This is a genomic window from Binatus sp. (SeqCode), from assembly GCF_036522015.1.
In the GTDB taxonomy this organism is placed as follows: Bacteria; Desulfobacterota; Binatia; order Binatales; family Binataceae; genus Binatus.
Genome location: NZ_DATDGQ010000372.1, coordinates 1 through 8,124, shown reverse-complemented (window position 1 = coordinate 8,124; position 8,124 = coordinate 1). Strand labels below are relative to the sequence as shown.

Genomic DNA, 8,124 nt, shown 5'->3' with positions numbered 1-8,124 from the left:
AGGATCCCGATGGGATTCGGCTCGAGGTGAATCATGTGCCGGGGAAAGGGTTGTTGGCGTGATGTGATTGAAGCAACTCAGAACCGGTAACAGTGGCGCGGGCCGCCGTGCCCGCGGCGTGGACAGTCGGCGCATGCATTTGAGAATGATCCGAACAACCTAACCCCTAACCCCTTTTTTCGGGCCTCGCGGGAAAGGGGGACTGGATTATTTCCGAATCTTTTTTGAGCGAGATTTCTGCAACCTGCGGGTTGCGTGTCGTGGCGAGTGGCGCTATGGTAAATGCAACTTGGAGGTTGCATATGGCTGCGAGCACTGACCGGATTGAGAAGCGCGTCCTGCTGCGCGCATCGCGCGAGCGCGTGTGGCGCGCGATTAGCGACTCGAAGCAGTTCGGCAGCTGGTTCGGCGTAGAGTTCGACGGTCCCTTCGTCCCCGGCGCGAGCATCATCGGTAAGATGGTGCCGACGAGGGTGGATGCGGAGGTCGCGAAGCGCCAGGAACCATACAGAGGGTACCGTTTCGAGTTCGCGGTCGATCGCGTCGAGCCGATGCGGCTATTCTCCTTCCGATGGCATCCGTTCGCGATGGATTCCAGCGTCGATTATTCGAAGGAGCCGAGCACACTGGTCGCGTTTGAGCTTGCGGAGGCCGCAGACGGCACGATCCTTACCGTGACCGAGTCGGGTTTCGACCGGATTCCAATCGAGCGGCGCGCCAAAGCGTTTGCCGCCAACGAGGGCGGATGGGCCGCGCAGATGAAGCTCATCGAGCAGTACCTCGCGCAGCACGCGCAAGGGTGAAGAAGAATTGCCTCGCCCGTTGTCGGGGAAGCCCCGCCGACGCTCGTCTTCGAGTGGCGGGTGAGGGACCGAATTTTTCCGGATTCCAGATGTGCGGCGCAACAGACAATCGCGCCGCACAAATGTCCTCCACCCTAACCCTCCCCCCACGTGGGGGAGGGAACCAGAAAAAGAACAGGGCCGGACGCTTTTGGCGGCCGGCCCTGTTGGCTGCTTGATATGAAATCGATCAGGCGGCTTGCTTGGTCTCGATTGCCAGGCTCTCCTCGGCGATCGAGCCGCGCTTGGAGAAGATCACAGCGATCGACAGTGCGACGATCGACAGTATTACGATCGCAACGCGCAGGCCGGTCACGCCAGCGAGTTCTACGGTCGTAAACGGCGCCGCCAGAATCGCGACCAGGTTCATCACCTTGATCATCGGGTTCAGCGCCGGACCCGCAGTGTCCTTGAATGGATCGCCGACCGTGTCGCCCACGACCGACGCCTTGTGCACGTCGGTACCCTTGCCGCCGAGGAATCCGTCCTCGACCTTTTTCTTGGCGTTGTCCCAGTTGGCGCCCGCGTTCGACATGAACACCGCCATCAGCTGACCCGTCAGGATAGTGCCGCCGAGGAATCCGCCGAGCGCGCCCGCGCCAAGCCCGAAGCCGACCAGCAGCGGCGAGAAGATCGCGAGGATTCCAGGACCGAGCAGTTCTTTCTGCGATGCCGCCGTGACGATATCGACGCACGCGCTGTAGTCGGGCAGCTCCTTGCCCTCCATGATTCCCGGATGCTCGCGAAGCTGGCGCCGCACTTCGAACACGATCTGATACGCCGCGCGGCTGACCGCCTTAATCGCGAACGAGCTGAACAGGAACGGCACCGCGCCGCCGATCATCAGGCCAACGAACACCGTCGGCATATTGATCTGGACGCCAATCGCGCCGAGGTGAGCCTCATCAATAAAGGAGCGGAACAGCGAGACCGCCGCAAGCACCGCGGTCGCAATCGCCAGGCCCTTGGTGAGAGCCTTGGTCGTGTTGCCGATCGCGTCCATCCACGACAGCGTCTTCGACGCCTCCTCCTGATGGATTCCGCCCATCTCGAAGATGCCGTGCGCGTTGTCGGTGATCGGTCCGTAGGTGTCCATCGCGAGGATAAAGCCGGTGGTGGTAAGCAAGCCGAGGCCGGTCAGCGCGATTCCGTAGAACTGCAGCGCGAGCGACTCGTGGAATATCGCCATCGCGCCGATAATCGCCGCCGCGATCACGAGCAGCGCCCATACCGACGACTCGAGACCCTCGGCCATGCCCGACAGGATCAACGTTGCCGGGCCGGTGCGTGCGGCCATCGCAGTTTCGGTGACCGGCCCTTTGTCCGGATGCGTGAAGTAGTTGGTGAGCCACAGTGTCACGACGGCGAGAATAATTCCGAGCGACGCGCAGCATGCGAAGCGCCAATCGGTCGCGCCGGTGCGCGGGTCATCCAGGTAGAAATAGTTGACGGCGAAGAATCCGATCACCGACGCGATCGCCGACGTCATGTAGCCGATGTTGATTGGGCGCATCGGGTCGAGCATTTTGCCGGCCGGCACCCGCACCGCCATGATTCCGATGATCGACGAGAACACGCCGACCCCGCGCAGGATCAAGGCGAACATGATCAGCTTGACCGCGAACGCGCCCGCGTACTGGCCGTAGGCCGCGATAAAGTCCGACTCCTGCAGCGCGTAGGCTGCCAGGATGATCGCGGCGACGAGAGTCACCTCGTACGACTCGAACACGTCGGCCGCCATGCCGGCGCAGTCGCCGACGTTGTCGCCAACGTTGTCGGCAATCGTCGCGGGATTGCGCGGATCGTCTTCGGGGAGGTCCTGCTCGATTTTGCCGACCAGGTCGCCACCGACGTCAGCCGCCTTGGTGTAGATTCCGCCGCCGACGCGCATGAACAGTGCCGCCAGCGAGCCGCCGAAGCCGAAGCCGACCAGCACCTTCATCGCGTTTTCGCGGAACACCAGGAAGATGATCGTCGCGCCGAGGAGGCCAAGCCCGACCGTGAACATCCCCGATACTCCGCCCGCCTTGAACGCGAGTTCCATCGCGTCCTTGAAGCTGGTCAGCGCGGCGTTGGCGCTGCGGACGTTGCCCTTGACTGCCAGCCACATCCCGACGTAACCGGCGCCGTACGATGCGGCGACGCCCATCAAAAATGCGATCGAGATTCCCAGCGGCAGGTACAAGCCCTGGTACACGTTGCGGTACATGAAGAACAGCGCGATGAAAATCGCGGCGACGAACCAGATCATGGTTTTGACCTGGCGTCCGAGGTAGGCCATCGCGCCGAGCTCGATTGCGTCGGACACGTCGGTCATTGATTTGGGTCCGGGGTCGGCGGCCAGCACTACGCGGATCAGCACGACTCCGTAGGCCAGCGCGACCAGCGCCGAGACCAGCACCAGCCACAGGATCATTACCTGTCCGCTGGTTAAAGTGGGCAGAACGATATTCGATTCGCTCATCGCAATCCGAGTCTCCTGAAAGGTCGAGGTTTGATTAAGGGCGGCGCCCGTTCGCGCAAATCAATCGCGCCGTTAATAGCCGGGCGATCACCCTCTGGGTATCTGGGGCAGTCTAGGTTTTCCTGAAAGCGAAGTCCATATCGGCGGAGATGCTCTCGCCGAAAAGAAAAGGCCCCGGCGCGATGGCCAGGGCCTCCAGGATCGCAGCGTTACGAAAGGTCGATCATGGCGCGTTCAGGTTCACGTTCGCGCATGGTCCATCGATAACCGTCTGTACAAGATTGGTCCCTGAGTTTTTCTGCGACTTCAACGATGCGGTGCTGCCGCGGCAATCCATGTCGACGCCGTCGGAGTGGTTTTTGCTCACCATCACGCCCGAGATGATGCCGAATTTGGCGCCAAAATTGATTCCGACGCCGGCATTTCCGGTGGATTTGCTGGCGACCACCATGTTGTCTTCAGTCGTCGGCAGATCGACTCCGTCGCCACCATTTTTCGAAGTGGTCGATCCGATCACGCCATTGTCCTCACTGAGCAGTTCGACCCCATCGCCAGTATTATTCTGGATCTTGCTGGCGACGACGAAACTGCAGCAGTGATTCATTTGCACGCCGATGCCGGTGTTGTTGTTTACGGTGCTTCCAACCAGCGTATTGCAGCAGTCATTGATCGCGATTCCACCATTGCCGTTCCCGTTAGCCTGAATCTTGCTCAAGCTGCTGTCGTCATCAAGTAAGGCGATGCCGACATCGCCGTTGTTGTTGGTCGTGACTGCACTCAACGTATTGCAGCAGTCTCCGATGATTACCCCGTCGGCGGCATTGTTCGAGGAATTGAGGTTGGAAATTATCGCCTGGCCCGACGCCTCCAGGTTGACGCCATTACTGAAGCCGCTGATTTTGCCGTTGGCGATAATCGCGAAGTTGCGTGCACTGCCGCCGTCGGTGATGCCCGAGCCGCTGCCGTTGCCCTTGATGGTTTTCCCTTTCAAGTCGATCGCAACGTTGGACGCGCCGATCACGAGGCAATCTCCGGACGCGCTCAGATTACTGGTCAGGAAGTAGTTGCCGGGCGCCGAGAGCGTCTGGCACGACGACACCCCGGTCTGCGCGCCCGCACGTCCGCACAATCCAACAATCAACAGCATCGTGAATAGCGCGGCCACAATCCGCCGCGCCGAAAATTCGATATTCATAGTTCCGTCCCGTGGAAGATCCGCGGTGATGCGCACGCGGGGATCGCGTATGGAAATCTGGAGCATTTTGAAATCATCCGCCAGAGCATCTCGCTACAGCTTGTTGTTCAACTGCGTGCAGGTGCCGCCGCTGGTTGTGAGTGAGCCGCCCGCGTTGCCTTTGGCCTGCAGGCCGGTGATCGCTCCCGGACATTGCACGTCGGCGCCGGCGCCCTGGTTTCCGTTCGCTACACTGCTGGTAATCTGATTGTCAGTGCCGCTCAGGAAAATTCCGTTGCCGCTGTTGCCGCTGGCGTTGGTGCCGGAAACGAGGTTGTCGTCGTTGGTCAGATGCACTCCGTCGCCTTGGTTAAGCGCGACCGTGCTGCCGACGACGAAGTTGCAACAGCTGGTTATCAGATCGACGCCGTCACCGGTGTTCTGCTGCACCTTGCTGTTGATCACGAAGTTGCAGCAGTCATTGCCAAAAACCCCGGTGCCGCCGTTGTGGGAAACGGTGCTGTTGGCGCTCGCCGTGCAGCATCCGGTTGCGATAATGCCGCCGCCTGCGCCGTTGTTGTTGACCTGGAGGTTGTTCAGCGAGTAGCAGCACTCCAGCGCCATTACCCCGACCGTGCCATTGTTGTTCGCGGTTACGGAATCGAGCACTCCGCAACAGGTGCCGACCAAAACGCCGGTGTCCGTATTTTTCGAAGAATCGACGTTGCGAATCACCACGCAGCATGAGGTGTCGAGTCCGATGCCGACGCTGAAGTTGCGGATCTTGCCGTTGGCAATCGCCATCGACTCGAAATGTCCGCCGCCGTCGGAGATTCCGTCGCCGGTGCCGTTACCGGTGATGGTGTGATTCCGCATGTCGAACGAGACGCCTTCACTGCCGATGACGATACAGTTGCCGGTCGCGGTCAGATTAGTGGTCAGGAAATAATTCCCTGCCGGAGACAGCGTCCCGCACGCCGATACCGCCGTGTCGGCTCGCGCGGGCGACGCGGCAAAAAACAGCGCCAACGCACCCAATGTCGCGAGTGCATATCCTCTGAAACCCCTCTCGAGTGACATACCTTCCTCCCCAGACCGCGCCGCTTGAGCTGCGCCAGGTAGAATCGAGCGTGTCGGTGCAGGAGATTCCGATGGTGCTGCGGGCGGTCGCGAACCTTGTGACACTCCGGCGGGACTAATGCAATAGAGAATGGTGCGAATGAGCGCAGTCGGTTGATTCTTCCGACCGCTCTTTGTTCTATCTTTAAGAATCAGATCGCCGCGAATGTAAAAAATCCAACAGCTCGCGCATCGAGGCGCAAGCATTCAACGATCGTCTCAACTCTTTCGCATAAGATTGGAATCTGATGGCTGGCGATGATCGCGACACACTGAAACGGACGTTCGATCAGGACGCCGCGCTTTACGACAAGGCTCGCCCCGAATACCCGGAGCAGATCTTCGACGACCTGTTCGCGCTTGGCGGTCTCGCGAGCGAGGCCGCGGTGCTGGAACTCGGATGCGGCACGGGCCAGGCTACTCGTCATCTTGCACGTCGCGGAGGCAGCGTCGTCGGCATCGAGCTCGGCGCAAACCTCGCGGCAGTCGCACGTCGCAATCTCGAATTGTTCCCGCGCGTCGAGGTAATCACTTCCGCCTTCGAATCGTGGGAGCCGCGCGAGTTGCTGTTCGACATGGTGTTCGCGTCATCGTCGTGGCATTGGCTAGATCCTGAAATACGCTACGCGAAGACTGCGCGCGTGCTGAAGCCGGCCGGCATACTCGCAATCGTGGACAACGGTCACGCGTTTCCCGACGGATTCGATCCGTTCTTCACGGAGATCCAGAAAAGCTACGAGGCGCTCGGTGAACCGCATCTCGAATGGCCGCCGCCACGACCGGAGGATGAGCCCGACCGCCGCGAGGAAATCGAACGCACCGGTCTGTTCGAAGTTGTCGGCGACAGGCGCCACGTGTGGCCGGTCGACTACAGCGCCGATACGTACATCGACGTGCTGAATACTTACTCGGACCATATCGCGTGGGAGCAATCGAAGCGCGACAAATTGTACGCCGACGTCCGCCGCCTGATCGCGCAACGCCCCGACGGTCGAATCCGCAAGCACTATCTCAGTATCGTGCACGTCTGCCGCCGCATATCGTGACAGTTTGCAGCGCCGGGTACGCGAGCAACAAAACACTCTGGAGGGAACTCGCATGGGTCGCGTGATCGATGGCGGCTGTCAATGCGGCCGCGTCAAGTATCGAGTCGAGGGCGAGCCGTTCGGCCTCGCTGTATGCCACTGCACCGAATGCCAACGGCAATCGGGGAGCGCGTTCGGGATGAGCCTCGCGGTGGCGCCCGCGGCATTCAAGTTACGTTCGGGCGCGCTGAAAACGTTTGAGGTGAAATGCGATAGCGGTCGAATGAAGATGTGTGCGTTCTGCCCGGAATGCGGCACCCGCATCTATCATCAAACCGGCAACGGCATGAGCATCAAAGCCGGCACGCTCGACGACACGTCGTGGCTGAAACCAGACGCCCACTATTGGACGATGAGAAAGCAGTCGTGGGTGGTTGTTCCCGATGGTGTCGCCCAATTCAGCGACGACGGTTGATGGGGAAAAGCGTCGGACCGCCACGCTACGTGGGCCTAAGCGATCTCTCTTCGTGTCCGCCCGCGCTTTTTGTGTCATCCCGAGCGTAGCCGAGGGACCCCGGATCTTTCTCGACGCCAACTAGCTCACCTCAACCATGGCGCGAGTGTTGTGAGCGCCGGATGATCCGGGCGATTCGCACAGATATCACCCACGCTTCGACATGCGATCACCACTCTTGAGCCGTGGTTGAGGTGCGCCAACCGTCACTGCAAAAGATCCGGGGTCCCTCGGCTACGCTCGGGATGACACAAAAACGAGATAACGCAAAAGACCGGTCGCGACACAGGTCGGACGAATCCATGTCATCCAGTGCCGCCGGTTCCGGTCTCTCGAGATCGCGCAGCGCTCCTTTTCGCGCGCATTCGGTTGATTCCACTAATCGCGGTATGTTTATCTGTGAGATTCAAACAACCATGAATGTAAATATCGAAGAACCCAACAGTCTCCGGCGCAAACTTACGATTGAAGTCGAGCCCGACGAAATCAAGCATGAGCTGGATCGCGCCTACAACGAACTCAAACGTGGCGTGGTGCTCAAGGGCTTCCGCCCGGGCCATGCGCCGCGCAATCTGCTCGAGCGATTCTTCGGCGAGCAGGTCCGCGGCGAAGTAGTTCAGAAGCTCGTCGAGGAATACACCAAAAAGGCGCTCGATGAGCACGACCTCAAGCCCGTGGTCGCGCCCGAAATCGTCACCGAACAGACCGACCTGCAGAAGGACCTCGCGCTCAAGTTCAGCGCGACGTTCGACTTGCGCCCGACGATCGAGGTCAAGGACTACGAAGGCCTCAAAGTGCCCGAGTCCAGGGTCGAGGTCACCGATGAGCAACTGGACGAGGCGATCGAGCGATTTCGCTTGCGCCAGGCGACGCTCAAGAAAGTCGAGGATCGCACGATCGTCGAAGACGGCGACTATGCGCTCGCGTCGATCGAAGCCTTCGAGGACGGCAAGCCGATGTCGAAGACCAAGGCCGACGATCGGTTG

The 8,124-nt window shown here is 60.3% G+C and carries 7 protein-coding genes; 4 read left to right on the top strand and 3 right to left on the bottom strand.

Features of this window, described 5'->3' with window-relative positions:
- Positions 1 to 302 precede the first annotated feature (302 nt).
- Positions 303 to 803, top strand: a complete 501-nt coding sequence (locus VIW95_RS15985; protein ID WP_331588355.1) for an SRPBCC family protein — start codon at positions 303 to 305, stop codon at positions 801 to 803.
- Between the two features lie 229 nt (positions 804 to 1,032).
- Here the strand turns inward: VIW95_RS15985 and VIW95_RS15980 are convergent, their stop codons facing one another.
- The 3 genes from VIW95_RS15980 to VIW95_RS15970 form a co-directional block, all read right to left on the bottom strand.
- The gene (locus VIW95_RS15980) at positions 1,033 to 3,306 is read right to left on the bottom strand and encodes a sodium-translocating pyrophosphatase (RefSeq protein ID WP_331588353.1); all 2,274 of its coding nucleotides are present in this window, start codon (positions 3,304 to 3,306) and stop codon (positions 1,033 to 1,035) included.
- A gap of 223 nt (positions 3,307 to 3,529) precedes the next feature.
- On the bottom strand, positions 3,530 to 4,501 hold the full coding sequence (locus VIW95_RS15975) for a right-handed parallel beta-helix repeat-containing protein (RefSeq protein ID WP_331588351.1): 972 nt from the start codon (positions 4,499 to 4,501) through the stop codon (positions 3,530 to 3,532).
- Positions 4,502 to 4,594: 93 nt separating this feature from the next.
- Positions 4,595 to 5,560 carry a right-handed parallel beta-helix repeat-containing protein gene (locus VIW95_RS15970; protein WP_331588349.1) on the bottom strand — a complete coding sequence of 322 codons (966 nt, stop codon included), beginning with the start codon at positions 5,558 to 5,560 and terminating at the stop codon, positions 4,595 to 4,597.
- 287 nt (positions 5,561 to 5,847) lie between these two features.
- Here VIW95_RS15970 and VIW95_RS15965 point away from each other — a divergent pair, with 287 nt between their 5' ends.
- The 3 genes from VIW95_RS15965 to VIW95_RS15955 all read left to right on the top strand — a co-directional run.
- Complete coding sequence (locus VIW95_RS15965; RefSeq protein WP_331588347.1) at positions 5,848 to 6,645, top strand: class I SAM-dependent methyltransferase; 798 nt, start codon at positions 5,848 to 5,850, stop codon at positions 6,643 to 6,645.
- 52 nt (positions 6,646 to 6,697) lie between these two features.
- Complete coding sequence (locus tag VIW95_RS15960; RefSeq protein ID WP_331588345.1) at positions 6,698 to 7,099, top strand: GFA family protein; 402 nt, start codon at positions 6,698 to 6,700, stop codon at positions 7,097 to 7,099.
- 455 nt (positions 7,100 to 7,554) lie between these two features.
- On the top strand, positions 7,555 to 8,124 hold a 570-nt coding region (locus VIW95_RS15955), incomplete at its 3' end, for a trigger factor (protein ID WP_331588342.1).